The 26,135-nt window shown below is 72.3% G+C and carries 22 protein-coding genes and 2 pseudogenes; 5 read left to right on the plus strand and 19 right to left on the minus strand.

Features of this window, described 5'->3' with window-relative positions:
- Positions 1-112: 112 nt before the first annotated feature.
- The 7 genes and pseudogenes from ABTX18_RS22640 to ABTX18_RS22670 all read right to left on the minus strand — a co-directional run.
- A pseudogene (locus ABTX18_RS22640) lies at positions 113-1,182 on the minus strand (phytoene desaturase family protein); the annotation flags it as partial.
- Between the two features lie 57 nt (positions 1,183-1,239).
- Entirely contained in the window at positions 1,240-3,495 is a 2,256-nt protein-coding gene (locus ABTX18_RS22645; RefSeq protein ID WP_352124539.1) for a serine/threonine-protein kinase, read from the minus strand.
- 26 nt (positions 3,496-3,521) lie between these two features.
- Entirely contained in the window at positions 3,522-4,412 is an 891-nt protein-coding gene (locus tag ABTX18_RS22650) for an oxygenase MpaB family protein (RefSeq protein WP_352124540.1), read from the minus strand.
- Between the two features lie 252 nt (positions 4,413-4,664).
- Positions 4,665-6,317 carry a sigma-70 family RNA polymerase sigma factor gene (locus ABTX18_RS22655; protein ID WP_352124541.1) on the minus strand — a complete coding sequence of 551 codons (1,653 nt, stop codon included), beginning with the start codon at positions 6,315-6,317 and terminating at the stop codon, positions 4,665-4,667.
- Positions 6,318-6,438: 121 nt separating this feature from the next.
- Complete coding sequence (locus ABTX18_RS22660) at positions 6,439-7,644, minus strand: acyl-CoA dehydrogenase family protein (RefSeq protein ID WP_352124542.1); 1,206 nt, start codon at positions 7,642-7,644, stop codon at positions 6,439-6,441.
- Positions 7,645-7,747: 103 nt separating this feature from the next.
- Entirely contained in the window at positions 7,748-8,905 is a 1,158-nt protein-coding gene (locus ABTX18_RS22665; protein ID WP_352124543.1) for a methyltransferase, read from the minus strand.
- 111 nt (positions 8,906-9,016) lie between these two features.
- Positions 9,017-9,214 carry a hypothetical protein gene (locus tag ABTX18_RS22670; RefSeq protein ID WP_352124544.1) on the minus strand — a complete coding sequence of 66 codons (198 nt, stop codon included), beginning with the start codon at positions 9,212-9,214 and terminating at the stop codon, positions 9,017-9,019.
- A 249-nt stretch (positions 9,215-9,463) separates the two neighbouring features.
- On the opposite strand from ABTX18_RS22670, the gene ABTX18_RS22675 reads away from it, so the two are divergent.
- Positions 9,464-10,288: an endonuclease I family protein gene (locus tag ABTX18_RS22675; RefSeq protein ID WP_352124545.1), complete on the plus strand. Its 825-nt coding sequence runs from the start codon at positions 9,464-9,466 to the stop codon at positions 10,286-10,288.
- Positions 10,289-10,351: 63 nt separating this feature from the next.
- On the opposite strand, the gene glsA is transcribed toward ABTX18_RS22675, so the two are convergent.
- Positions 10,352-11,689: a glutaminase A gene (glsA, locus tag ABTX18_RS22680; RefSeq protein ID WP_352124546.1), complete on the minus strand. Its 1,338-nt coding sequence runs from the start codon at positions 11,687-11,689 to the stop codon at positions 10,352-10,354.
- Between the two features lie 13 nt (positions 11,690-11,702).
- Entirely contained in the window at positions 11,703-12,269 is a 567-nt protein-coding gene (locus tag ABTX18_RS22685; RefSeq protein WP_352124547.1) for a hypothetical protein, read from the minus strand.
- Positions 12,270-12,446: 177 nt separating this feature from the next.
- On the opposite strand from ABTX18_RS22685, the gene ABTX18_RS22690 reads away from it, so the two are divergent.
- Together ABTX18_RS22690 and ABTX18_RS22695 are read left to right on the plus strand one after the other, a co-directional pair.
- On the plus strand, positions 12,447-13,562 hold the full coding sequence (locus tag ABTX18_RS22690; RefSeq protein ID WP_352124548.1) for a baeRF3 domain-containing protein: 1,116 nt from the start codon (positions 12,447-12,449) through the stop codon (positions 13,560-13,562).
- A 90-nt stretch (positions 13,563-13,652) separates the two neighbouring features.
- Positions 13,653-13,933 (plus strand): annotated as a pseudogene (locus ABTX18_RS22695) (plasmid stabilization protein); the annotation flags it as partial.
- Positions 13,934-13,960: 27 nt separating this feature from the next.
- Here ABTX18_RS22695 and ABTX18_RS22700 read toward each other — a convergent pair.
- The 7 genes from ABTX18_RS22700 to ABTX18_RS22730 form a co-directional block, all read right to left on the minus strand.
- The gene (locus tag ABTX18_RS22700; protein WP_352124549.1) at positions 13,961-16,348 is read right to left on the minus strand and encodes a phosphoketolase family protein; all 2,388 of its coding nucleotides are present in this window, start codon (positions 16,346-16,348) and stop codon (positions 13,961-13,963) included.
- A gap of 92 nt (positions 16,349-16,440) precedes the next feature.
- A complete protein-coding gene (locus ABTX18_RS22705; protein ID WP_352124550.1) occupies positions 16,441-17,856 on the minus strand; it encodes an NADP-dependent succinic semialdehyde dehydrogenase in 1,416 nt (471 codons plus the stop codon).
- A 175-nt stretch (positions 17,857-18,031) separates the two neighbouring features.
- On the minus strand, positions 18,032-18,535 hold the full coding sequence (locus tag ABTX18_RS22710; RefSeq protein ID WP_352124551.1) for an ATP-binding protein: 504 nt from the start codon (positions 18,533-18,535) through the stop codon (positions 18,032-18,034).
- Between the two features lie 187 nt (positions 18,536-18,722).
- On the minus strand, positions 18,723-20,822 hold the full coding sequence (locus tag ABTX18_RS22715) for a xanthine dehydrogenase family protein molybdopterin-binding subunit (protein WP_352124552.1): 2,100 nt from the start codon (positions 20,820-20,822) through the stop codon (positions 18,723-18,725).
- A gap of 17 nt (positions 20,823-20,839) precedes the next feature.
- Positions 20,840-21,826 (minus strand): FAD binding domain-containing protein, encoded by a 987-nt coding sequence (locus tag ABTX18_RS22720; protein ID WP_352124553.1) that lies wholly within the window; start codon positions 21,824-21,826, stop codon positions 20,840-20,842.
- Positions 21,823-22,389, minus strand: coding sequence for a 2Fe-2S iron-sulfur cluster-binding protein (locus ABTX18_RS22725; protein ID WP_352124554.1), 567 nt, complete (start codon positions 22,387-22,389; stop codon positions 21,823-21,825). Before ABTX18_RS22725 ends, ABTX18_RS22720 begins: the two co-directional genes overlap by 4 nt.
- A 94-nt stretch (positions 22,390-22,483) precedes the next feature.
- On the minus strand, positions 22,484-22,876 hold the full coding sequence (locus tag ABTX18_RS22730; protein WP_352124555.1) for a hypothetical protein: 393 nt from the start codon (positions 22,874-22,876) through the stop codon (positions 22,484-22,486).
- Positions 22,877-23,075: 199 nt separating this feature from the next.
- Here ABTX18_RS22730 and ABTX18_RS22735 point away from each other — a divergent pair, with 199 nt between their 5' ends.
- Both ABTX18_RS22735 and ABTX18_RS22740 read left to right on the plus strand, forming a co-directional pair.
- A complete protein-coding gene (locus tag ABTX18_RS22735) occupies positions 23,076-23,405 on the plus strand; it encodes a DUF6479 family protein (protein WP_352124556.1) in 330 nt (109 codons plus the stop codon).
- 184 nt (positions 23,406-23,589) lie between these two features.
- Positions 23,590-24,417 (plus strand): VOC family protein, encoded by an 828-nt coding sequence (locus ABTX18_RS22740; RefSeq protein ID WP_352124557.1) that lies wholly within the window; start codon positions 23,590-23,592, stop codon positions 24,415-24,417.
- An 11-nt stretch (positions 24,418-24,428) separates the two neighbouring features.
- Here ABTX18_RS22740 and ABTX18_RS22745 read toward each other — a convergent pair whose 3' ends face one another.
- The 3 genes from ABTX18_RS22745 to ABTX18_RS22755 all read right to left on the minus strand — a co-directional run bounded on the left by ABTX18_RS22745 (position 24,429) and on the right by ABTX18_RS22755 (position 26,005).
- On the minus strand, positions 24,429-24,938 hold the full coding sequence (locus ABTX18_RS22745; RefSeq protein ID WP_352124558.1) for a DUF6328 family protein: 510 nt from the start codon (positions 24,936-24,938) through the stop codon (positions 24,429-24,431).
- Positions 24,939-25,062: 124 nt separating this feature from the next.
- Complete coding sequence (locus ABTX18_RS22750; protein ID WP_352124559.1) at positions 25,063-25,554, minus strand: GNAT family N-acetyltransferase; 492 nt, start codon at positions 25,552-25,554, stop codon at positions 25,063-25,065.
- A 46-nt stretch (positions 25,555-25,600) separates the two neighbouring features.
- Positions 25,601-26,005: a DnaJ family domain-containing protein gene (locus ABTX18_RS22755; protein ID WP_352124560.1), complete on the minus strand. Its 405-nt coding sequence runs from the start codon at positions 26,003-26,005 to the stop codon at positions 25,601-25,603.
- Between the last annotated feature and the right edge of the window lie 130 nt (positions 26,006-26,135).

The raw sequence follows: 26,135 nt of genomic DNA on the forward strand, positions 1-26,135 counted from the left end.
GTGCCCCACACTCGGTGTGTGGTGGTGGGCGCGGGGGGGGGCGTGCCCGGCCATTTGTTGGGGGGGGTGGGGGGGTTTTTTTTTTTTTTTGTGGGGGGGGGGGGGGGGGCCCCCCCCCCCCGCCGCCGCGTCCCGGTGGGCGTCGGCCAGCTGCCCGTATCCCTCGGCGATGTGGAAGGTCCCGGCGAACGCCTGGCGCGGGTCCACGGACCGGTCCTTGAGCCGGGGCAGCCGGGTGAGCAGCATGTTCACCTTCAGCTGGGCGCCTTCGGCGGGGGCGGGCGGTGCGTCGCCGAGGAGGGCGGCGAGCGCCTGCGGCGAGGCGTTGACCAGGACGCGGCGCGCGCCGACGGCCGACTCACCGCTGTCCGTCCGCACCGTCACCTCGGCGTGCGTCCCGTCGGTGTCGATACGGACGGCCTCGTGCCCGGTGCGGATCTGCGCACCGGCGGCCAGGGCCGCGCCCGCGAGAGCGTCGGTGAGCGCGCCCATGCCGCCGACCGGGACGTCCCAGTCCCCGGTGCCGCCACCGATCACGTGGTAGAGGAAGCAGCGGTTCTGGAGCAGCGAGGGGTCGTGCGCGCCGGCGAAGGTGCCGATCAGCGCGTCGGTGAGGACGACGCCCCGCACCAGGTCGTCATCGAAGTGGTCCTCCACGGCGACGCCGATGGGTTCCTCGAACAGCATCCGCCAGGCGTCCGCGTCGTCGATCCGCTTACGCAGCGCCTCACGGGTGGGCAGCGGTTCGGTGAGGGTCGGGAAGACCCGCTCGGCGACCTGCCCGGTCAGTCCGTAGAACCGCTGCCACGCCTCGTACTCCCGGTCCGAGCCGGTGAGGGAGGCGAAGGAGTCGCGGGTGCGGTCGCCGGCGACCAGCAGGCCGGTGGGACGGCCGTCGCGGAGGGCCGGGGTGTAGGACGACACGGTCCGCTTGCGTACGGCGAAGTCCAGGCCGAGATCGCGGACGATCTTCGACGGGAGCAGTGACACGAGGTAGGAGTACCGCGAGAGCCGGGCGTCGACTCCGGCGAACGGACGGGTCGAGACGGCCGCTCCCCCGGTGGTCCCGAGCCGTTCCAGGACCAGGACGGACTGTCCGGCGCGCGCGAGGTAGGCGGCGGCGACGAGGCCGTTGTGGCCGCCGCCGACGATCACTGCGTCATAGCTGTCTCGTACGGGCATGCCCCTTGGTAACACGGACACGCGGCCCGGACCAGGGCTTCCGCCGGGGCGGTGCGTTCACTGCGGCGGGATGCCCCGCCGCTGCCGCAGGGCCGCCACCTGCCGGTAGAGCGCGACGGCCTCCGGGCCCCGGCCGAGCTGTTCGAGGCAGTGCGCCTCGTCGTTGCGGCCGGCGAGGGTGTCGGGGTGGTCGGCGCCCATGATGCGGGTCCGTGCCTCGGCGACCTGCCGGTAGGCGGTGAGGGCGTCGGCCCAGCGCCCGAGCCAGCCGAGGCCGACGGCGACCTCGCGGCGGCTGACGAGGGTGTCGGGGTGGTCGGGCCCCAGGACGCGTTCGCGCAGCGCACACACCTCGCGGGATTCGGCGAGCGCCTCCTCCCAGCGGGCCAGCCGGCCCAGGTTGACGCCCAGCCCGTGGCGGGCACGGAGGGTCTCGGGGTCGGCGGGGCCGCTGACCCGGGTCCGGTCGGCGACGAGCGCCCGGTAGAGCTCCAGCGCCTCGGCGCTGCGGCCCAGGCGGCCGAGGCTGATGCCGGCCTCGTAGCGGGCCGCGAGGGTGTCGGGGTGGTCGGCGCCCAGCGTCTGCGACCGGGCCTGGACGACTTCGAGGTAGGTCTGCAGGGCCTCGGCCCAGCGGCCGAGCCGGCCCAGGGTGTAGCCGACCTCGTAGCGGGTGACGAGGGTGTCGGGGTGGTGGGCTCCGAGCAGCCGGGCGCGCGCCGCCGCCACGTCACGGGCCATGCCGTACGACTCCTCGAGCCGCCCGAGCCTGCTGAGGTTGAACGCCAGGTTGTGGCGGCAGCGCAGGGTGTCGGGGTGGTCGGGTCCCATGGAACGTTCCCGGGAGGCGAGGACGGCGGCGTACACCTGGTGGGCCTCGAAGTGGCGGCCGAGCTGGCCCAGGACGTACGCCATCTCCTGGCGGGCCGCGAGGGTGTCCGGGTGATCGGGTCCCAGGCCGCGTTCGCGGCCCCGGGCGACCAGGGAGAACTCCCGCAGCGCGTCCGCCGCGTGCCCCGTCCGGCTGAGGGTGAACCCGACCTCGTACCGGCTGGAGAGGGTGTCGGGGTGGTCGGGCCCGAGCACGCTCTCCCGTTCGGCGGCGACCGCCCGGTGGACCTCGCCCGCCTCCTCCCAGTGGCCGAGCCTGCCGAGGTTGAGGCCGGCACTGTGGCGGCTGGCGAGGACCGAGAGGAGTTCGGGGGCCGGGGTGGCCCGCGCGGCACCGGCCGGGCCTCGCTGTGCGGTGGCGGTGGCGGTGGTCCATTCACCGGTCAGGCCCGCCGCGTGGTCGAACGACTCCGGCAGCAGGGCCGCGGTGCCGGTCGCCTTGTGCCCGGTGGTCATTCCGCGGGTCCAGGCGGGCAGGCGCGGTGCGGGGGCGGCGGGGCCGCCGGGAAGCTCGACGGGGGCCGGCGGTGCGAGCAGCACCCGGCCGGTCGGCTCCAGGTGCGGCTGTTCGCCGGTACGGCCGACGGCGATGCGCCGGCGCAGGTCGCCCGCGTCGGCCGGCCGCTGGTCCGGGGTCTTGGCCAGCAGTTCCAGGACGACGCGGTCGAAGAAGCCGGGCAGCTCCGCCCGGTGGGTGCGCAGGGGTTCGGGCGGGGTGTCGCGGTGCCCGACGAGCACGCCCCAGGCGTCGTCGAGGTCGAACGGCGGGGCGCCCGTGGCGATCTCGTACAGCACGCAGCCCAGCGAGTAGAGGTCGCTGCGGTGGTCGACCTGGCCGCCGCTGATCTGCTCCGGCGACATGTAGTGCGGGGTGCCCATGGCGATGCCCACACCGGTGAGACGGGAGGTGACGGAGATGTCGTGGCCGAGCCTGGCGATGCCGAAGTCGCAGATCTTCACCGTGCCGTCGGCGAGCCGCATGATGTTGGCGGGCTTGAGGTCGCGGTGGACGATGCCCTGCTGGTGGGTGTAGCCGAGGGCGTCGGCAACCTGTTCGGCGATGTCGACGACGTCGTCCACGGGCAGCGGGACCTGCTTGTTGTCCTCCAGGAGCTGGCTGAGGTTGCGGCCGTCCAGGAGCTCCATCACCAGGTAGAGCACGCCGTCGTGTTCGCCGAAGTCGTGGACGACGGTGACGCCCCGGTGCTGGAGGGCGGCGGCGACGCGGGCCTCGCGGCGGAAGCGTTCGCGCAGGATGCGGGTGAACTCCTGGTCGTGCTGCGGGCCCATCGGCTTGAGGCATTTGACGGCGACCTGACGGCCGAGCGATTCGTCGCGGGCACGCCACACCTCGCCCATGCCGCCCCGCCCGATCAGATCGATCAGTCGGTACCGGCTCTGGATCAGCCTGGTTTCCGCCATCCCTGCTGTCGCCCCCGTCACTCCGCCTACTGTTGCTGCGCCCTCCCCGGCCCGTCCAGTATGGCTGCCTGCCTTTTCAGTGTGTACGGGGTGGGGCGGCTGCCGGGTCCGAGGCGGGCCATCGCGTTCACGATGTGACCGGGCGGGAGTTTCCAGCGCAGCCGCGACGGGATGGTGCGCAGGACGGTTCCGGTGGCGCGCAGACGACGGTCGACGGTGGCCGCCGGCGGTGCGGATCTGCCGTACAGCTCGTGTGCGAACGGCGGCAGCGACTGGTAGGCCAGCGTCGCGACGTGCCGCCACAGGGTGGCGCGCGCCGGTACGAGAAGGGGGTGGACCGGTGGCCGGCGCAGGAAGTCGTCGACGTCCCGCGCCTCGGACGAGGAAGCCAGTTGGTGCCGGACCTGCTCGAAGTACGCGGCCAGTTGCGCGACGGTCGCCGGAACGCCGTCCGGGTCGAGACCGACGAGGCGGGCGCCGGTGCGGTGCTCGTCGACGTACCGGTCGGCCTGCGCGTCGGTCAGCGGGTAGCCGGAGCGCCGCTGGACCTGGAGGTAGGAGTCGACCTCCGCGCAGTGCACCCACAGCAGCAGGTCCGGTTCGTCGACGCCGTACGTCTCTTCTGTCAGCGGGTCGGTCGCCTTGAGGAGCCGGTGGATCCGCCGGACCCGGGCACCGGCCTTCTCGGCCGCGTCGGTGGTCCCGTAGGTGATCGTCCCGACGAATCCGGCCGTGCGCATCAGCCGGCCCCAGGCGTCCTTGCGGAAGTCGCTGTTCTGCATGACGCCGCGCAGCGCGCGCGGATGGAGCGCCTGGAGGTAAAGGGCGCGCACTCCGGCCACCCACATCATCGGGTCGGCGTGCACCTGCCAGGTGACCGATGCGGGCCCGAAGAGCCCGGGGTCGGGTTCCGTCATGTGCTCCTGCCTCCCGTTGCTCCCGCTCGGCGCGCACCGGCGCACGCGTCGTGAGCGGGCGCTCCGGCCCGGATCTCAGCCCCGGAACGGCTCTCCCCAGGATCCGCTGTCCGTCACCGCCCCGGCAACTCCCTGTCGGTCACTCATGACTCACATGACGCCGATGACGGTGGCCGGCCCACTCCCGGCGCCGACGGCCCGCAGGGCACAGCAGTGCGACGACGCCGGTCGTGTGGCCGGCCGTCGCCCGCTTCACAGCTTCGCGCCGAAGTCCTGTGTCCACCAGGGTCCGCCGGGACCCTGGTGGATCCCGATGCCGATGTCCCTGAAATCGCAGTTGAGGATGTTGGCGCGGTGGCCGGGGCTGTTCATCCAGGACTCCATCACCGATGCGGGCGTCTGCTGGCCGAGCGCTATGTTCTCGCCGTACGTGGACCAGCGGTACCCGGCGTCGGTGACGCGTCGTCCGGGGTCGGCGCCGTCGGGATTGGTGTGCTCGAAGAAGTCCCGCGCCGACATGTCGTCGGAGTGGCGCTGTGCCGCGTCCGTGAGCTGTGCGTCCTCCTTGAGCGGTCCGCATCCGGCGGCCCCCCGCTCCTTGTTGACCAGGGCGACGACCTGGGCCGTGGTGCTCATGGGGGCCGGTTGCGCGGCGGAGGCGCTCGCCACCCGCGGCGTGGGCGTCTTCTCCGGCGCCGGGGGGACGCTCTTCCTCGGTTTCCTGCTCGGGCTCGCCGAGGCGCTCTTCTTCGCGGACGGCGAGGGCGACGCGGAGGCGGACGGCGACACCGGCACGGCGGCGGGGGTTTCGGGGGCGGCGATATCGGTGACGGGCTCCGCCGGCATACGCGGCGCCGCTTCGTCGTCGCTCCCGGTGCCGGGCCCGAGGGACACGTACCACAGACCCCCGCCGGCCAGGCACGCCGCCAGTACCGCGCCGCCGACCGCCCGCCGCCGGACGGCCCGCCGGCGCCGGCGCGCGTCGGCGCGCGAGGTGCTTTGACCGCCCGCCTTCCGCCCGCCCGGGGAACGGTGCCGGCCGGGGCCGGCGGGTATCGCGCCGTCGCCCGGTGTCGCGCCGGGCGCGTGCGACGCGGCGACGGGCGCCATCCCGTCCCGCACGGGCCACAGCGCGAGCAGGGCCACGGGCACCGCGACCAGCGCCAGCCCCGCCAGGAGGCCCTCGGCGGGCATCAGGCCGCTCCGGAGTCCGGCACACCGGAGGCAGTCACCGGCGTGCCGGGCGATGCGCTTGCGCCACAGTGCCGAGGGCCGGCCGTCCCACGCCATCAGGACACCGCGGAGTTCCTCGCACGGCGGCCGTGCGTCGAGCGCCCGCACGACTATGCGGGCCGTCTCCAGCTGCGCCTTCATCCGCTGCACCCGGACCGCCGCGTACTGCGGCGAGAGTTCCAGCGCCTCGGCGACGTCGGTACGGGTCAGCTCCCCCGCGCACTCCAGCCACCACAGCGACAGCAGGCCCCGGTCCTCGGGCTCCAGCCACCGCGTCGCGCGCGCCGTCTCCTGACGCTGTCCGGACAGTTGCAGGCGCGTCATCGTCAGGCCGACGAAGTCGGCCCCGGGGTCGGCGACCTGCCCGGCCTCCTCCAACGCGCCCGGCGCGCCGTTGCGGCTCTGCCAGTGCGCGCGGACCTGGTTCATCGCGATCGCCACCAGCCAGGAGCGGAAGCTCTCCGGGGCCCGCAGAGCACCGAGCCCGTGCAGCGCCCGCAGCATGGTGTCCTGCACCACGTCGTCCACGTCCGCCGACCCGTTCAGCGCCCGGCCCACGATGTTGTAGACGAGCGGAAGGTACGCGCCGGCCAGCGCGTCCCTGGCCCCCTCGTCCCCCTCCCGGGCGGCGGTCACCAGTGCCACCGTGTCCACCGTGTGCTGCTGGCTCATGAAGAAGTTCCCTGTCCTGTAGACCGCTGATGATGCCCGATGGCTGGGAGACCGCCGAGGGCGGCCCGGATATCAGTTTTCTACGACGGGGTTTCCACGACGGGGATCGTCTCCCGGGGACTCAGCGGCGTACCCGCGGCATCCCGAGGCCGATCCACGAGATGATCTCCCGCTGGATCTCGTTGTTGCCGCCGCCGAACGTGAAGATGACGGCGGACCGGTATCCGCGTTCGAGTTCGCCGTGCAGGACCGCGCCCGCGGAGCCCTCCTTGAGGGGGGCCGCCGAGCCGACGACCTCCATCAGCCAGGCGTACGCGTCGCGGCGTGCCTCGGAGCCGTAGACCTTGACGGCGGAGGCGTCCTGGGGGGTGAGCGCGCCGTGCTGGACGGCGGACACCATCTGCCAGTTGAGGAGTTTCATCGCGTCGAGCCGGGTGTGGGTGCGGGCCAGGCGGGCGCGGACCCAGCCGAGGTCGATCACGCGGCGGCCGTCGGCGAGCCGGGTCTCGGCGGCCCAGCGGCGCACGTTGTGCAGGGCACGGACGGCCATGGTGCCGTGGGCTGCGAGGGTGACGCGTTCGTGGTTGAGCTGGTTGGTGATGAGCCGCCAGCCCTGGTTCTCCTCACCGACGCGGCGGGAGACGGGGACGCGGATGTTCTCGTAGTAGCTGGCCGTGGTGTCGTGGGAGGCGAGGGTGTTGATGAGGGTGCAGGAGTAGCCGGGGTCGGACGTCGGGACGAGGAGCATGGTGATGCCCTTGTGGGGCGGGGCGTCCGGATCTGTGCGGGCGGCGAGCCAGACCCAGTCCGCGGTGTCGCCGTTGGTCGTCCAGATCTTCTGTCCGTCGACGACGTACGTGTCGCCGTCGCGCACCGCCCGGGTCTTGAGGGCGGCGAGATCGGTGCCGGCGTCGGGTTCGCTGTAGCCGATCGCGAAGTCGATCTCCCCGGCGAGGATCTTCGGCAGGAAATACGCCTTCTGCTCGTCCGTGCCGAACCGCATGATCGTCGGGCCGACGGTGTTGAGGGCCATCAGCGGCAGCGGCACGCCCGCCTGCGCCGCCTCGTCGAAGAAGATGAACTGCTCCATCGGCGTGAGGCCGCGCCCGCCGTACTGCGTGGGCCATCCGACGCCGAGCCAGCCGTCGGCACCCAGGCGGCGGATCGTCTCGCGGTAGAAGCGCTTCTGCGCGGTGGGGTCGGCGGAGGGGGCGCCTCCCGTGCCTTGTGGGCTACGGGGGCGCGCGATGTCGGGGAGGAGGGCGGCGAAGTACGTCCGCAGTTCGACGCGCAACCGCTGCTGTTCCGGCGTGTATTCGAGGTGCACGGCCCCTCCAGGAGTCTCGCTTCACGTCGCCCGTGTGCGGCGGCGCACACAGTAGAACGTGTTGCAAGAATCCGGAAGGGGCGCGGGCGCCCGGGCGTGGCCGTCAGCGTTTGACGGCGCGCAGCACGACGAACTTGGGGTCCCCGGCCACCGTGGTGCAGTTGCCGAAGATCCGGCGCAGCTGGGTGTGGTAGGCGAGGTGCCGGTTGCCCACCACCCAGAGTTCGCCGCCCTGGCGCAGCGCGGTACGAGCCCCGTGGAACATGTTCCGGGCGGTCGCGTCCGTGGTCGCCTGGTGTGAGTGGAACGGCGGGTTGCAGAGGACGAGGTCCGCACCGGCGGGCTCCGCGCCGGTCAGCCCGTCGGCGACGACGAAGCGGGCCTCGGCGTCCGGTCCGGCGTTGGCCCGGAAGGTCTCCTCGGCCGACGCGAGGGCCTGGTAGGACTCGTCGACGAAGGTGAGCCGGGCCTCGGGGTTGGCCAGTGCGGCGGCCAGGCCGAGGACCCCGTTCCCGCAGCCGAGGTCGACGACCCGGTCGGGACCGGTGCGCGTCGGCAGGTGCTTCAGGAAGAAGCGGGTGCCGATGTCGAGCCGCTCCGCGCAGAAGATCCCGGCGTGGTTGACCACGGTGCGGCCCGCGACGGTTCCGGTGTCGTCGGGCAGCTCGTAGTGGAAGGGCCAGGGACTGGCGGTGCGGCCGAGGGAGGGGTCGGGCGTGCAGTGGATGAGCCGGGCCTTCTTGACCGCGAGGGAGGTGCGGGTGGGGCCGATGATCCGCTCGAACAGCTTGAGGGTGGAGGTGTGGATCTCCTTCACCATGCCGGTGCCGATGACGACCGTTCCCGCGTGGACGGCGGGGGCGAGCCGGTGCAGCTGGTCCTCCAGGAGCGCGAGGCTCTTGGGCACCCGCACGAGCAGGACGTCGATGCGGTCCGGCGGTGTGTCGCGTACGGACAGCAGGCGCACGGCATCGGAGTCGAGACCGTTGCGCTCCAGGTTCGCGGCCGTCGCCCGCTGCGCGAGGTAGGAGTCGGTGATCTGTACGGGGCGATGCGCGGCCAGCGCCGTGCTCAGCGCGCCCCAGCGATCGCCGACGATCACGACGCGCCCGGAGAGGGAAGCCGGCTCGGCCCCGTCGGCCCCCTCCAGGTGCCGCAGCAGGTATTCGTCGGCCGCGTCCCAGGCTCGGAACGGGTCGCGGGGGTTCTCGGGGAATCGGGCGAGGTCGTAACCGGCCCCTGACGTCGTCAAACGGTTCATATTGCGTTCAGGCTAACCGAGCGACGCCGTGCGCCCGCACCAAGCAGGTCGGGGGCGCGGCCGGGCGCCCCGCGCCGCCGGCGTCCGCGGGAGGCGCCGGGCCGCGGGTGACTACGGCAGCTGCTTGTCGATGGCCGCCCTGCCCTCCCTGGCCAGCCTGCGCTCCGCCCATTCGAGATTCCGGGGTGTCAGGTCCCGCCCGGACGCGAGGACCACGTCCTCGGCCGAAGGGTTGTCGCTGGCACCGGTGTGCAAAAGACTGTCGGGGGTCACGCCCCGTACGGATACGGATTCGGGCTCGTCGCTCATGCCGCCTCCTTGTCCTTGCGGCAATTCTCGCTCCGCGCGGACGAGGGCGCATCCGAGGCGCGCGAGATGCCTGTGAGCCCCACTCCGGACCCTCACTTGACCTGCACATGATAGGTACGCGGCATTCACGCTCAGTCACAGTCTGTGTGGAAGGCTCCCGCTGACCACCCAGTGACACGACCGCCGCCAAGCCGCCCCCCACCCCGTGACGGCGCCGCGGTGCACGTATGTCCGGAGAGGACACCCCACATGTCCCGTCGCCCCCTTTTCCGCCGGCGCACCCTGTCGACCGCCCTCGCCGCCTTCGCGCTGTTCGGCGGCACCGTCGCCGCCGCACCGGCCACGCCACCGCAGGTCCCGGCCCGGTCGGCCGCCCCGCTCGATGCCTTGGACGACACGTATTACGCGGATGCGCTGGGCAAGACAGGCACCGCCCTCAAGAACGCTCTGCACACCATCGTCAGCGACCAGACCAGGCTCAGCTACAGCCAGGTCTGGGACGCGCTCAAGGCCACCGACGAGGACCCGGCCGACTCCTCGCACGTGATCCTCCTCTACACCGGCCGCTCCCAGCCCAAGAGCGACAACGGAGGCAACGTCGGCCAGTGGAACCGGGAGCACGTCTGGGCCAAGTCCCACGGCGACTTCGGCACGGCCACGGGCCCCGGCACCGACGTCCACCATCTGCGCCCGGAAGACGTCTCGGTCAACTCCACACGCGGCAACAAGGACTTCGACAACGGCGGCACGGAGCTCGGTGACGCACCCGGCAACTACACGGACGGCGACTCGTTCGAACCGCGCGACGCGGTCAAGGGCGACGTGGCCCGCATGATCCTCTACATGGCGGTGCGCTACGAGGGCGACGACTCCTTCGCCGACCTCGAACCCAACGACAGCGTGTCGAACGGCTCCGCTCCGAACATCGGCCGGCTCTCCGTACTCAAGACCTGGAGCGAGCAGGATCCGCCGGACAGCTTCGAACAGCGGCGCAACGACGTCATATTCGACGAGTTCCAGCACAACCGGAACCCGTTCATCGATCACCCCGAGTGGGTGGAGGCCATCTGGTGAAAGGCTCGGTCCGACACGGCTCCCCGAAAATGACCTGACCCGGGGCATGTGTCCCGCGGGGACTCAGCCGGAGGCCGTCGCCGCGCACCACGCGACGGCCTCGTCGCGGGAGGTGAACGAGCGCACGGTGCCGGTTTTCTCGCCAGGCTCCCGAAGGCGGCCGTCGGGGTCGGCCACGGCGGTGCGCCGGCCGTCCGCGGCGAGCCGGGCCAGTCCGCCGCGCAGCATCGCCCGGGCCACGGTGTCGAGGTCCGTCACCCGCACGAGGTCGAGCACCGCCGCGCCGGTCCGTCCGGCTCCGGCCTCGTCCAGGGCGTACAGCACCCGTTCCGCCGCGGTGAAGTCCAGGGCGCCCTGGGCGGCGGCGACCGCCACACGTTCCCGGCGGGCGCGCTCACGCTCACCCGCCGGCACGGCGGGCAGCTCATCGGCGGTGGTGACCAGGGTGACGGTGGCACCCGCCAGGGCCGGATTGTGCATGAGATGCAGGCCGAGCCGGTCCGAGAGCGTCCTGATCGCCAGGCGCCCCCGCACGGAGGTCCCGGTCGGATCGAGCAGCGGGCTGTACGCCGCCAGCCCGAACCGGGCAGGCCCCGCGGCGATCAACCCGCCGGACACCCCGCTCTTGGCCGGAAGCCCCACTCTGAGCAGCCAGTCACCCGAGGCGTCGTACATGCCGCAGGTCGCCATCACCGCGAGCACCTGCGCGGCGACGTGCTCGGGCACCACCCGGTCCCCGGTGAGCGGATTGACGCCGCCGTGCGCCAGGGTGGCCGCCATCGCCGCGAGATCCAGGGCCGTGACCCGTACCGCGCACTGACGGAAGTACGTCTCCACCGCCGCCACCGGGTCCATGGGCAGGGGGCCCGTACTGCGGATGAGATGGGCAAGGGCACGATTGCGGTCCCCGGTGGCGGCCTCGGAGGCGTACACCTCCTCGTCGACGTCCAGCTTCCGGCCGGCGAACCGGCTCAGGCAGTCGAGGATGCGTTCGAACCTCGGTGCGCCGGGAGCATCCGGGACGAGGGCGGTGGCGACGATGGCGCCCGCGTTGACCATGGCGTTGGCGGGGCGTCCCGTGCCGCGTTCCAGGCTGATGGCGTTGAACGCCTCACCGCTCGGCTCCGCGTTCACCCAGCGGGACACCTCGTCGAGGCCGAGGAGGGACAGGGCCAGGGCGTAGACGAACGGCTTCGAAACGGACTGCACGGTGAACGGGACGCCGGCGTCGCCCGCGCTGTACCGGTGACCGTCCATGCTGATCAGAGCCAGCCCGAAGGCCCCGGGGTCGGCGAGGGCCAGTTCCGGGATGTAGTCGGCGAGCTCGCCTTCGTCGGCCCCGGCGTACCTGGTGTGCAGTTCTCGCAGTGCGTCCGTGACCGCACCGGTGGCGGCGCTCACCCGGGTCCGGCCCTCAGTCGCGCTCGGCCTGGGCGATCCGGGGGAACGTCTTGACGCCGGCGGCCTTGCGGCTGTTGGCGTGCTGACTGACCGTCCGGTTCGGCGGGGCGTCGGCGAAGCCGAGCACCACGGAGTCGAGGACCTTTCCGGACGCGTCCACGAACTCCACGCGCACCGCGTAGAAGGCGGCCTTTCCGGTGCGGTTGGTGACCCGCACGAGGGCGCTGCGGAACTTCTCCGACGCCGCCACCGGCAGGCCGCTCACCGACACGTCCTGGACTGCGTTGCCCTTGCCCTCGACCCCCTCGAGCGTCGTCACCGCCTTCTGGCGGTTGCGTTCCACGTCCGCGGAGACCGAGGCCGCGAAGTCCTCCTGGGTGCGCGGGCTCTCGGCGGCAGTGGGCGACGCGGCCGGCTCCGCGGACACCGTACGGGTGCTTCTGGCCGTGCCCTGTGTCGGACTGCTCTCGCTGTCGCAGGCCGCGGCACCGGCGACGATCACCACGGCGAGCACGGCGGGGGCCACGCTGCGGACGGCGCGGCTGCCGAGGGCGCGCCGCGCGGGACTGGTCTTGTTCACGAACGCTCCGTCTGCTCGGAAGTGCGAGGGAAGGGGGGGGCGAGGCAGGACCGGGCTGCGGCGTGCCTCGGGAACTCGCAAGGAACAATTCGCTCACATTAGGTTGAAAAGGTATGAATTGACTCATCGAATCACCGTTCCGCACAGCAGTGCACACAAGTCCCCCGGAGGGAACTGATGGATACGGACGCCCTGACCGCCGGTCTGTTGCAAGAGCTCCGCACGGTCAAGCCCTATCCGGCCGTGTCCCTCACCATGCCGACCCACCGGCGGGCACCGGACAACGCCCAGGACGCCGTGCGGCTGCGCAACCTGGTGGCCGAGGCGGGCCGCCGGCTCGACGCCGACCCCGGGGTCACCCGCGAGGTGCGCGCCGCCGTCACACAGCAGCTCGACCGCGCGGTCGACGCGATCGATCCGCGCCGCGCCCTGGACGCGCTGGTGATCCTCGCGACGCCGGACGAGTTCCGGATCTGGCGGCTGCCGCGTACCGCACCCGAACGGGTGGTACTCAGCGACACCTATCTGACCCGCAACCTGGTCGCCGCGAAGGCGCAGGCGCAGCCGTTCTGGGCGCTCACCGTGTCGGCGGACCACGCCATCCTGTTCAGCGGCACGTCGGATACCGCGCACGAGGCGCGCGTCGGCGGCTTCCCGCTGACGGCTCCGCACGAGGCGCCCAACCCGCAGCGCGAGGAGCGGATCGGCGACACGCCGAGCACGTTCACCGGCGAGGAGACCCGGCAGTTCCTGCGCACGGTGGACGAGAAACTACGCGGAGTGCTGGCCGCCGATCCGCGCCCGCTCTACCTGGTCGGCCTCGCTCCGGCACTCGCCCTGCTCGACGAGGTCGGCGGGGCCGCCAAGGACGCGGCCGGGCGGGTCACCAAGGGGGCGCCGGCCGACACCACGCCCAGCGATCTGCTGACCGAGCTGCGGCCCGCGCTGGAGGCCCGGCAGAAGCGGTTCGCCGCGGAGATCGACGGAAAGCTGGACGAGGCCCGCGGGCGGCACGCCTTCGCCGGCGGCCTCGACGAGGTGTGGGCCGCCGTACGGGAGGGACGCGCCGGCCTGGTGGCGGTGGAGGAGCACCACCAGCAGACGGTCCGGGTCGACCAGGAGCACCTGGTGCCGGTGAGCGGCGACGCCGCCGATCCGGCGGACGCCGACGTCCGGGAGGACATCGTCGACGAGCTGGTCGAGGCGGCGCTGGACAGCGGCGCCGAGGTCGTGTTCGTCGCGGACGACTCGCTCAAGGGACACGGCCGGATCGCGGCGTCGCTGCGCTACTGAGCGGATGGCTTCGGCCCGGACCCGCGGCCGGGGCCCTTTTGTCACACTTGAAGGGTCCCCGGACCGTAAGGTCCGAGAGGGGAGCGCGTCATGCCACGCGGATCGAGTCCGAAGCGGGAACGGCAGTACGAGCACATCAAAGAGAGCGCCCAGGAGCGCGGCGTCGGCGAGGACCGGGCCGAGGAGATCGCCGCCCGGACCGTCCAGGAGGAGCGCCTCCCCACCGGTGCGTCGCGGACCGCGAGCCGTACGTCCCTCGCGGACATGCCGTCCTCCATGGACGGCGGGCCGCGCCCGCACCCCGGCGCCGGGGCCCCACCCGTGACCAGCTCCACGAAGAGGCGAGGCACGGGCCCGGACGGATGAACCGTCCGGACCCGTGCGTCACGCCGCCGCGCTCACCCCTCCCAGCTCCAGTCGGCCACCTCCGGCAGGTCCGTGCCGTGGGCGCGGATCCAGTCGTGATGGCGGGCCCGGGTGTCCGCCATCGCCTGGCGCACGGCCACCGCGCGCACGCCCAGGCCGGGGACGCGGTCGATGACGTCCATGACGAGGCGGTAGCGGTCGAGGTCGTTGCGGACGACCATGTCGAAGGGCGTGGTCGTGGTGCCCTCCTCCTTGTAGCCCCTGACGTGCAGGTGGGCGTGCCCGGCACGGCGGTAGGCCAGCCGGTGGATCAGCCAGGGGTAGCCGTGATAGGCGAAGATCACCGGCTTGTCGCGGGTGAAGAGGGCGTCGTACTCGGAGTCCGGCATCCCGTGCGGATGCTCGGAATGGGGCATGAGCCGGGCCATGTCGACGACGTTCACCACCCGCACGGACAGTTCGGGCAGGTGGCGCCGCAGCAGACCGGCGGCCGCCAGGATCTCCAGGGTGGGTACGTCCCCGGCGCAGGCGAGCACGACGTCCGGCTCGCGGCTGCCGTCCTCGGTTCCGGCCCACTCCCAGAGGCCCGCGCCGCGCGCGCAGTGTGCGCGTGCCTGGTCGAGGGTGAGCCAGTCGAAGCTCGGCTGTTTGCCCGCCACGATCACGTTGACGTAGTCCCGGCTGCGCAGGGCGTGGTCGGCGACGGAAAGCAGGGTGTTCGCGTCCGGGGGCAGATAGACGCGCACGACCTCGGGGCTCTTGTTCAGGATGTGGTCGACGAAGCCCGGGTCCTGGTGCGAGAAGCCGTTGTGGTCCTGGCGCCAGACGTGCGAGGTGAGCAGGTAGTTGAGGGAGGCGATGGGCCGCCTCCAGGGCAGCCGCCTGGACGTCCGCAGCCACTTTATGTGCTGGTTGACCATCGAGTCGACGATGTGGGCGAACGCCTCGTAGCAGGAGAAGAGTCCGTGCCGGCCGGTGAGCAGATACCCCTCCAGCCAGCCCTGGCACAGATGCTCGGAGAGGACCTCCATGACGCGGCCGTCGCGGGCGAGGTGCTCGTCGGTCGGGAGGGTGCCGGCCTGCCACGCCTTGCCGCTGGCCTCGTAGAGGGCGTCGAGGCGGTTCGACGCCGTCTCGTCGGGGCCGACGACCCGGAAGTCCCGCCGGTCGGCGGTGGCTGCCATGACGGCCTCCAGCAGGCCGCCGAGGATCTTGGTCGGCTCGTGCAGTACGGTCCCCGGCCTGTCCACCCGCACCGCGTGCTCGTCCAGGTCCGGCACCGGCAGATCGCGCAGGAGCAGACCGCCGTTGGCGTACGGGGTGGCGCCGAGCCGTGCGTCGCCTTCGGGCACGCAGGCGAGGACCTGGCCGGTGGGGCGTCCCTCGGCGTCGAAGAGTTCCTCGGGCCGGTAGGAGCGCAGCCAGCGCTCCAGCTGTCGCAGGTGCTCGGGGTTGTCGCGGACCCCCGGCAGCGGGACCTGGTGAGCGCGCCAGGTGCCCTCGACGGGCAGTCCGTCGACTTCGGCCGGTCCGGTCCAGCCCTTCGGGGTGCGCAGCACGATCATCGGCCACCGCGGGCGCCCGGTGTCGCCGCCGGTCCGGGCGGCCGCCTGGAGTTCCCGGATGCGGTCGACGGCGCGGTCCATGGCCGCGGCCATCGCCCGGTGCACGGTGAGGGGGTCGTCCCCCGCCACGTACAGCGGCTCGTGGCCGTATCCGCGCAGCAGGGCATCCAGTTCCGCCTCGGGGAGGCGGGCGAGCACGGTCGGGTTGGCGATCTTGTAGCCGTTGAGGTGGAGGACCGGAAGCACGGCCCCGTCGTGGACCGGGTCGAGGAACTTGTTGGCGTGCCAGGAGCCGGCGAGCGGCCCGGTCTCCGCCTCTCCGTCACCGATGACGCAGGTGACCAGCAGGTCCGGGTGGTCGAGTGCGGCGCCGTAGGCGTGGGCGAGGGCGTAGCCCAGTTCGCCGCCCTCGTGGATGGAGCCGGGGGTCTCGGGGGCCACGTGGCTGGGCACGCCGCCGGGGAAGGAGAACTGCCTGAACAGCAGCCCCATGCCGGCCGCGTCCCTGCTGACGTCGGGGTACGTCTGCGCGTAGCTGCCCTCCAGCCAGGAATTGGCGAGGACGGCCGGACCGCCGTGCCCGGGACCCCAGACGCACAGCGCGGGGATGCCGCGCGACGCGATGACGCGGTTGAGATGGGTGTACACGAGGTTGAGCCCCGGCGAGGTGCCCCAGTGGCCGAGGAGCCTGGGCTTGATGTCCTCCGGTACGAGCGGCCGGGTCAGCAGCGGATTGTCCATCAGGTAGATCTGGCCGACGGCCAGATAGTTGGCGGCCCGCCAGTGCGCGTCGAGCGCGGCGATCTCTTCGTCGGTCGGGCCGGTCGTCGGCGAGGACGGCGGGGCGTCGCTCATGGTCACCTCTCAGCGGGCGTGGGGGTACGGCGGCCGCGCGCCGGGCCTCACGAGGTGGGGCGGCGGGACCTTCAAAACCGGTGGCGGGACTCTCAGAGCCCGCCCTGGGCGCCGTACCAGACGGTGGTGGCGTTGCAGAACTCGCGGATGCCGTGGCCGGCGAGTTCACGTCCGTATCCGGAGCGCTTCACCCCGCCGAACGGCAGCGCGGGGTGCGAGGCCGTCATGCCGTTGAAGAACACGCCGCCCGCCTGCAGGTCGCGGACGCAGCGGCGGCTCTCCTCGGCGTCACGGGTCCAGACGTTGGAGCTGAGCCCGAAGGGCGTGTCGTTGGCCACGTCCAGGGCCTCGTCGAGGCTGTCGGCCCGGTAGAGGGTGGCGACGGGGCCGAAGGTCTCCTCGCGATGGATGCGCATGGCGGGAGTGATCCCGGAAAGGACGGTCGGGGCGTAGAACCAGCCCCGCTCCAGTCCCCCGGTGAGCCCCTCGGGCCGCCCGCCGCCGCACAGGACGTGCGCGCCCTGCCGCACGGCGTCGTCGACGAGCTCCTCCAGGTCACTGCGGCCCTTTTCGCTGGCGATCGGGCCCACGTCGGTGGACTCCTCCAGCGGGTCGCCGACGCTCAGGTCGCGCATGCCCACGGTGAAGCGTTCGGCGAACTCCTCGTACACCTCCGTGTGCACGATGAACCGTTTGGCCGCGATGCAGGACTGCCCGTTGTTCTGGACGCGCGCGGTGACGGCGGTGCGGGCCGCCTTGGCGACGTCCGCCGAGGGCAGGACGAGGAAGGGGTCGCTGCCGCCCAGCTCCAGGACGGTGTGCATGACCTCGTCGCCCGCGACGGACGCGACGGCGCGCCCGGCCGGTTCGCTGCCGGTCAGGGTGGCCGCCGCCACCCGGCTGTCGCGCAGGATCGCCTCGATGGCTCCCGAGCCGACCAGCAGCGTCTGGAAGCAGCCGGCGGGGAATCCGGCCCGGCGGAACAGCTCGCCCAGATACAGCGCGGTCTGCGGCACGTTCGAGGCGTGTTTCAGCAGACCGGTGTTGCCCGCCATGAGTGCGGGGGCGGCGAACCGTACGACCTGCCAGAGGGGGAAGTTCCACGGCATCACCGCGAGCACGGTGCCCAGCGGCCGGTAGTGGACGTACGCGCGGGAGGCGCCGGAGTCCTCGACGTCGGCGGGCGAGGGGTGCTCGTCGCCGAGGAGTTCCTCGGCGTGGGCCGCGTACCAGCGCATGGCCTTGGCGCACTTCGCGGCCTCGGCCCGGGCCGCTCCGATGGGTTTGCCCATCTCCAGGGTCATGGTGCGGGCGATGTCCTGCCGGTCCTCGTCGAGGAGGTCGGCCGCCCGGTTCAGCAGCCGTGCCCGCTCGGCGAAACCGGTGGTGCGGTACTCCCGGAGGGCGGCGTCCGCCGCTGCGAGCCGCCGCTCGATCTCGTCCTCACCCTGCGCGTCGAACGTCCTGAGGGTCTCGCCGTTCGCGGGATTGACCGTCGCGATGGGCATGACAGTGGCCTCCTTGCCTTCGGTACTTCGACCGTGCCGCGCCGGGGACTGCGGCGCAAACGCGGGCTGCCGTCCTGCGCATACCCGACCGGCGCGGACCATGCATGCGTGAGGCATGCGGTCCGCGCCGGAAAGGGCTGTGCGGTGGGGCGGGTACGTTGCTCCGTGCCGCGCGTCAGACGAGGGCGAAGGCGTCGGTCCGGGCCGGGGCGGCCGCGGGGAGGTCCGTGACCACGGCCGGCGTGCGGCGGGACTCGCGGACTCCGGGCAGCGGCGGCAGCGGCACCCGTTCGATGTGCTGCGGCTCCTGTGCGTAGCGGGTGAACCAGACGACCTTGCCCTCGGTGGTCCGGCAGGTGCCCCAGCTGTCGCTGAGGGCCATGACCCGGCTGAGGCCGCCGCCCTCGTGGAGCAGCCGCGGCATGTCGGAACCGTTGTCGGCGACGGAGACCGTGAGGTGCCGTCCGGACCAGCGGAGTTCGACGACGCAGCGGTTGTCGTCACCGACATGCCGGTGAACGTTGGTCAGCAGCTCCTCCACGGCGCGGCACACGGGCCGGACATGGAGTTCGAGACTCCAGTGGCGGAGGTGCGCGGCGACTATCCGTCGCAGCTGGGACACACGCTCTGCCGAAACCTGTAGTTCGACCTGATAGTGCCGGTCGAGTGGAACGGTCATCGTCGAGGCTCCTCACATCAAGGCCCACATGCTTCGCCCCGTTCAACCAACGACCCCCGAATACGAAGAGTGAGCAGATGTCACTTCTGGGTCACTCCTCAGGGTGAGGCCGCAGAGCCGGTCGCGCAACCCGTCCGGCCGCACACCTGGGGTGACCGGCGCGAATGCGCCCGGCGGAGTGATCCCGTCACGGCAGGTGCGGCAGCAGCCGGTCCGGCGTGAGCGGCAGGGTGCGCAGCCGGACACCGGTGGCGTGGTGCACGGCGTTGCCGATCGCCGCCGCCGCGCCGACGATGCCGATCTCCCCGATGCCCTTGCTGCCCATGGGGTTGAGGTGCGGGTCGTCCTCGTCGATCCAGTACGCCTCCATGCCGGTGACATCGGCGCAGGCCGGCACGTGGTACGAGGCGAGGTCCCGCTCGGCGAAGTCGCCGAAGGCCGTGTCGATGGTGCTGCCCTCGGTCAGGGCCATGCCGAGCCCCATGGTCATGCCGCCGATGAACTGGGAGCGTGCGGTGCGGGAGTTGAGGATGTGTCCGGCGGCGAAGACACCGAGCATCCGGCGTACCCGGACCTCGCCGGTACGGGAGTCGACCGCGACCTCCGCGAAGTGTGCGCCGAACGCGTGACGTGCGTAGGGGGACTCGGCGGCCGTCTCCTCGGTGGTGTCCGCGGTCACGGTCACTCCGGCGGCGGGCAGCGGTCCGGGGCTCTCGCCGAGCCGCTCCCTGAGGGCCGTGGCCGCTTTGTACACGGACCAGCCCCAGGAGGCCGTGCCCGAGGAGCCGCCGGCCAGCGGGGCGTCGGGCAGATCGCTGTCGCCGATGTCGACCGTCACGTTGTCCACCGGTGTCTCCAGCACGCGTGCCGCGATCTGGGCCAGGACGGTCCGGGCGCCGGTGCCGATGTCGGTGGCGTTGACCGCGATGCGGTAGGAGCCGTCGGAGGCCGCGTGCGCGGAGGCGTGGGAGGCGCTGGCGTAGACGGGGTACGTGGCGGCGGCGACGCCCGTGCCGAGCAGCAGGTGGCCCTCCTGGCGGGCTCCCGGACGCGGGTCGCGGTCCCTCCAGCCGAAGCGTTCCGCGCCGTCCCGGAGGCAGGCGGCCAGACCGCGGCTGCTGAACGGCTTCCCGGAGTCGGGCTCGTCGGCCGGATCGTTGCGCAGCCGCAGGTCGACGGGGTCCATCCCGAGGGCCGATGCGAGTTCGTCGACGGCCGACTCGAGGGCGTACATGCCGGGCGCCTCGCCCGGGGCGCGCATCCACGAAGGGCTCGGGACGTCGAGCGCGGCGACCCGGTGGACGGTCCGGCTGTGCGCGGATCCGTACATGACGCGGGCCGGCACGGCGGCCTGCTCCACGAACTCCTTGACCGTGGAGGTGTGGGTGACGACCTCGTGGGCCACCGAGGTGAGGGTCCCGTCGCTCTCCGCGCCGAGCCGGACGCGCTGCACGGTGGGTGCCCGGTGGCCGACGACGGTGGCCATGTGGGGCCGGGGCATGGCGAGTTCCACGGGGTGCCCGGTGTGGAGCGCGGCCATGGCGGCGAGTACGGCCTGGGGGCGCGGGGTGCCCTTGCTGCCGAACCCGCCGCCGACGTGCCGGGAGACGACGGTGACCTGGTCCGGACGGAGTCCGAAGACGGTGGCGAGGCTGTCCCGCACCTTGGTGGCGCCCTGGCTGGAGTCGTACACGATGAGGCGCCCGTCCTGCGACCAGTGGGCGGTCGAGGAGTGCGGCTCCATGGGGTGGTTGTGCAGCGGCCCGATGGTGTACGTGACGTCCACCTGTACGGGTGCGGCGGCGAAGGCGCGGTCGAAGCCGCCGCGCTCCCGCACGGCCGGGTAGCCGCCGTTGGCCTCCTGCGGGGTGTACAGGCCGGCGTGGTCCGCGGTGAGGACCACATCGTGCGGGGAGGTCTCGTACGTGATGTGCAGGGCCTCGGCGCCCTCGCGCGCGGCTTCGAGCGTGTCCGCCACCACGACCGCGATCTGCCAGCCCCGGTGCGGCACGTGGCTGTTCTGGAGCACGGCGAGGATGGGGTCGTCCGGCTCCCGGGTCCGTGGCGCGTTCTCGTGGGTGAGGACGGCGCGGACACCGGGGACGGAAAGGGCTTCGGTGGTCCGGATCTCGATGACCCGGCCGCGGGGCACGGTGGCGGGCACCGGCCAGGCGTACAGACAGCCGGACAGGTTGCGCTCGGCGGCGTAGCGCGCGGCGCCGGTCACCTTGTCCCGGCCCTCGCGGCGGACGACGGGGGCGCCCAGCGGCTGGGGGGCGTGGTTCATGGCAGGGTCCTCGGTCTTCAGGTTCGGGCGGCGAGTGCGGCCAGGGCGTCGACGGCCAGGTGGCGGGCCAGGTCCACCTTGAACACGTTGTCGCGCAGCGGGCGGGCCGCGGCGAGCTCGGCGTCCACGGCGCTCAGGTACGCGGCGTCGGTGGCGGGAGCGCCGCGCAGCGCCTCCTCGGCGGTGCGGGCGCGCCACGGCCGGTGGGCCAGTCCGCCGAACGCCAGCGCGGCGTGCTCGATGCGCCCGTCCCGTACGCGCAGGACCGCCGCCACGGAGGCGAGGGCGAACGCGAACGAGGCCCGGTCCCGGGCCTTGCGGTACAGGGTGACCGTGCCGTCGGGAAGCGGCGGCAGGACCACCTCGGTGATCAGTTCGTCCGGCCGGATCACGGTGTCGGCACTCGGGTCGTTCCCGGGCAGCCGGTGGAAGTCGGTGAGGGCCATGGTCCGTTCACCGTCGGGTCCGTGCAGCAGAACGCCGGCGTCGAGGGCGGCGAGCGCCACGGCCATGTCCGAGGGGTGGGTGGCGACGCACTCGGAGGAGTGACCGATGACGGCGAGGTCGCGGTGGACGCCCTCACGGGCCGGGCAGCCGGTGCCGGGCTCCCGCTTGTTGCAGGGCTTCGACGTGTCCTGGAAGTAGAGGCAGCGGGTGCGCTGGAGCAGATTGCCACCGGTGGTGGCGGCGTTGCGCAGCTGTCCCGAGGCCCCGGCCAGCAGCGCCTGGGAGAGCACGGGGTAGCGCGTGCGTACCGCGGGATGGGCGGCCAGATCGCTGTTGCGTACGGTGGCCCCGATGCGCAGTCCGCCGTCGGCCGTGTCCGTCACCCGGTCCAGTGGCAGCCGGCTCACGTCGATGAGGAGGCCGGGGCGTTCCACACCGAGCTTCATCAGGTCGACCAGGTTGGTACCGCCGCCGAGGAACCGGGCACCGGGACGGGAGGCGCTCGCGCGGACCGCTTCGGCGACCGACTCCGCGCACAGATAGGCGAAGGGTTTCACGAGGCGACGTCTCCGATCGCCTCGACGATGCGGGGGTAGGCGCCGCACCGGCACAGGTTGCCGCTCATCCGTTCACGGATCTCGGCGGCGTCGAGCGCCACGGGGCCGGTGACGGGCGCGGTGGGCGCGGTGACGTGGGACGGGAAGCCGTCCCGGGCCTCGCCCAGCATCCCGATGCCTGAGCAGATCTGCCCGGGAGTGCAGTATCCGCACTGGAACGCGTCACGCTCCAGGAAGGCTTCCTGGAGCGGGTCGAGCCGGTCACCGTCGGCCAGGCCCTCGACCGTGGTGATCCGGGCCCCGTCCTGGGCCACGGCCAGCAGCAGGCAGCTGTTGGCGCGCCGGCCGTCGACGAGCACGGTGCACGCGCCGCACTGACCGTGGTCGCAGCCCTTCTTCGCCCCGGTCAGGCCCAGGTGCAGACGCAGTGCGTCCAGGACCGTGGTGCGGTGGTCGAGTGTCAGGGTCCGTTCGGTTCCGTTGATGTTCAGGGTGACGGCGGAAAGGTGGGCGGTCGCCCGTTCCTCCCCCTCGCCGCCCCTCCCCCGGCTGGTCGGGTCCACGTGAAAGCACCTTTCGGGAGCAGTCGTTTTGTCTGTTTTCTACCAGCCAGGCAGTGGCTGCGCGTGATGACCGCGGGCCGGCGGAGCGTTCGGCCTACTTGTTCGCGAGCCTCAGCCGGACCTCCTCCTCCTGGTCTCCGGAGACGGTGCCCACCACCTGCACGTCGAAGGCGTCCGCCAGGCCCTGCCGGAGCCGGTCGACCGCCCAGTAGCCGCCCTGTACATCGGCGGTGACGGGCTCACCGAGCCGCACCGGCCCGGACACCACCCGCGCCTCGGACACGTCGACGGTCACGACCCACGCGGTGGGCCGCTTGCCGGCGACTTCCTCGGGCACGTCGGCCGAGGCCCGGTCGGTGACGAAGGCGGCCCGCAGCACGTCGAAGACCGTGCGCGCGTCGTCCTTCCCGCACCCGCTGACGACGACCGACACCTCACGGCCCTCCGTGCCTTCCCCGGACTGCTGCTTTTCGTGTGTGCTGTTCACCGCTGTTCCTTCCCAAGGGGTCACCTCCAGGCTCGCCCCGCCGACGGACGCCTGCGACACGAGCGGCCCGGACGTCCTGCGGGTACCCGGGACCCAAAGCCTCACGCCGTTCCAAACATTTTGGATGGCGATATCCACTTAAAACATGAATTCGATGGCTGGACCGAGTGACAGCGCCGCCCGGGGGTATCCGGCAAGCATGGATGTATCGGATGGAGTCTTGAATTCCCTGGCCATCACGCTCGCGGACCGGGGCGCGACAGGGGTGGTGCTCGGTGTGATCGGCGTGGCCCTGGTGGCCGTGCTGATCGGCGGATTCCTGCTGGGCAAGCGGCGGCACGATCAGGAGCTGCCGCCGCCACGGCCGGAGGAGCAGCCGCCCGTCCCGGATCACCGCACGCACGTCGAGGAGCGCGACGTCCACGGCAAGGACGACTTCCCCGCCGACGGCCGGGGGCTGTCGCCGTACGAGCTCAGTGACCGCGGGAACGAGACCATTCACCCGGACACCGACGAGCGCCGCGACTGAGGCCGCCCCGGGCTCCCGGGGCGGTTCGCACCCTCGCGGAAGGCTTCTCGGCCGGGCCGCCCGGCTCATCGAGCGCGCCGGGCGGCTTTGCCGCGTGTTGCGGGAGCGGCGGCACGCGGAGAGGCTGGTGAGGTCCCACGAACCACCGGCGCACCTGCCGTACCTCCAGGAAGTCAGGACAACCATGACCGGAAGCACCTCGGGTACGGCGTCCGCGCCCGCACCGCTCACCGGGTCGGCGGCGCCCTGCTGGGTCAATCTGATGACCAGGGACCTGGAATCCGCCCAGGCGTTCTACGGCCCGGTGATGGGCTGGACGTTCCGGCCGGGCAAGCTCGGCCAGGAGTTCTCGGTCGCCCGCCGCGGTGACGTGCCCGTCGCCGGGATCGGCGCGGTGGCCACCACGCTCAGTGTCGCGGTGGCCTGGACGCCCTACTTCGCCGTGCCGGACGCCGATGTGACCGCCGCCCGGATCCGGGAGCGGAGCGGCACCGTGGCGGTCGGCCCGCTGGCACTGGGCAAGGGGCGCGGCGCGCTGGCCGCCGACCGGGACGGTGCGGGGTTCGGCATCTGGGAGCGGACCGCGCCCGCGACCTCACCGACCGCCCCCGACGACGCTTCCCACACCTGGCTGCGGCTGCGCACGCGCAACGCCTTCGACGCCGCGATCTTCTACGGCGAGGTCCTGGACTGGGCGAGCGGACGGCCCGGCTCCTGCGAGGTGGCGTACGCGAAGGACGAGGTGACCGTGGAGTGCGGCGGCCGCCAGCTGGCGCGGATCAGCTCGGGGGCGGTCGAGGCGGCCCCCGATCCGCTGGTCCGCCCGCACTGGCAGGTCATCTTCCCGGTGGACGACCTCGCCGCCGCTGTCGCGGCCGCGCAGGAGCGCGGCGGTTCACTGGTCGAGGAGCTGTCCCGGCCCGACGTGAGCGAGGCGACGCTGGTCGATCCGGACGGCGGGCTCTTCACGCTCACGCACGCCGGCGGCACCGAGGCCACCAGCGCCCTGTGACCCCGTGGCCGTCACTTCTCCCGACGGCCGTGCGACCGGGCCAGCGCCCGGGCGGGAAAGACGAACCAGCAGATCACGAACCAGAGCGCCATACCGCCGACCAGCCAGAGGGCGAGCGCGTTGTGCAGCGCCACGCGCAGGATGAGCAGCAGCGCCGAGCACATCGTGCAGAACAGCAGGATCAGCCCGATCACGGTCAGGCGGGACGCCCAGGTGACCGTCTGGGGCTTCATCCGCCGCCCTGTGAGCAGCCGGTGGTACGACACCGGTCCGATGAGCGCACCGGCGGTGGCGGAGCCGAACATCACCGTGACCACGTAGATCGTGCGGTCGGCTTCGGAGAGGTCCGCGAAGCGCGGCTGGAAGACCACGGCGAGCAGAAAGCCGAAGAGGATCTGTACGCCGGTCTGGGCGACGCGCAGTTCCTGGAGCAGATCGGTCCACCGTCGGTCGGCCCGTTCTTCCGGCGTCTCGTGGCGCCCCCATCCGTCCTCCGGGCCCCGCTCATCGGATGGGCTCACCACGGACCTCCCTCCGGATACGCGCAACGCCTGTACGTGCCGTGACCTGTCCCCACACCGTAGACCTCCTGGCAGGCGTGGGCCCGTCCGGCGAACCCGCTGCCGGCCGCGCCGCAAAGGGCGGTCAGGCGACCGGCAGCACGAGTTCGGGACGGTCCCACATCACCGCGGGCGGCGCGGCCCGGACGATGCCGGTCCGGCGGGCGCCCACGCTCGTGTAGAAACCCTCGGCCGGCGGATGCGACACGATGCGCACCTCGGTGAGGCCGGCCGCCTGTGCTTCGTTCCTCAGGTGCCCGATGAGCAGGCGTCCAATCCCGGCGCCCTGCGCATCGTCGGCGACGAACATGAGGTCGAGTTCGGGCGGGTCGAGGATCAGGGAGTAGAAGCCGAGCAGCCGGCCGGTACTCTCCCCCACGGCCGCGAAGACCTTGTGCGTCTCGACGTAGTCGTGCCCCACCCGGTACCCGGCGACCATGGGCGCGTACGGCCCCTGGTAGGCCCGGGAGTGACGGACCAGACGGGTCAGCCGCTTGGCGTCCCGCACACCGGCCCGCCTGATCCGCACCTCTTCACCCAGAATCCGGCGACCGCGCGACGTAATGCCTGATCTCATACTGTGAGTATTACGCACCCGGCACCCGGGGCGGGCTCCGGCGGCCTCAGGAGGAACGTCGGGCAGTGCGCCACTCCTCGACCAGGGCCTCGACGTCGAACGGTTCGAGGTTCAGGAGCGGGCCCTGTGGCGGACGTCTGACAGCCGCGGCGATCTTCTCGTTCACCTCGGTCAGCATGCGCCGAACCCCGGCCTCGGTCCGCGTCCCGGCCACGGCCGCGAGGGTGTCCTCCGCCTCCTTGCGCAGAGCCAGCGAAGGCGGGAGCACGGACATGCCCTCGCGCTGCATCTTCGCCTTGATCCACCACGCCTCGTCGTAAGGGCGGTCGAGTCCTTCGAGCGGCTTGCCGAACCCCGGCAGCTGGGAGAGGTCACCACGCTGTTCGGACTCACGAATCTGTCTGTCGACCCACGTCTCGAAGCTGACGCCCGCAGGTTTGCGCTCGGTCACCGTGATGCCCCTCTCGGAGATGCGTGTGATGCGGCCCCTTCACGATACCCAGGGGCCGCACAGGAGCGTCCGGAGCTCCCCCCTTCACAACCGGCGGGCCAACCGCGGGCCTTGAATGCGGACAGCGGGG

This window comes from Streptomyces sp. NPDC096323 (genome assembly GCF_040302845.1).
Classification (GTDB): Bacteria; Actinomycetota; Actinomycetes; order Streptomycetales; family Streptomycetaceae; genus Streptomyces.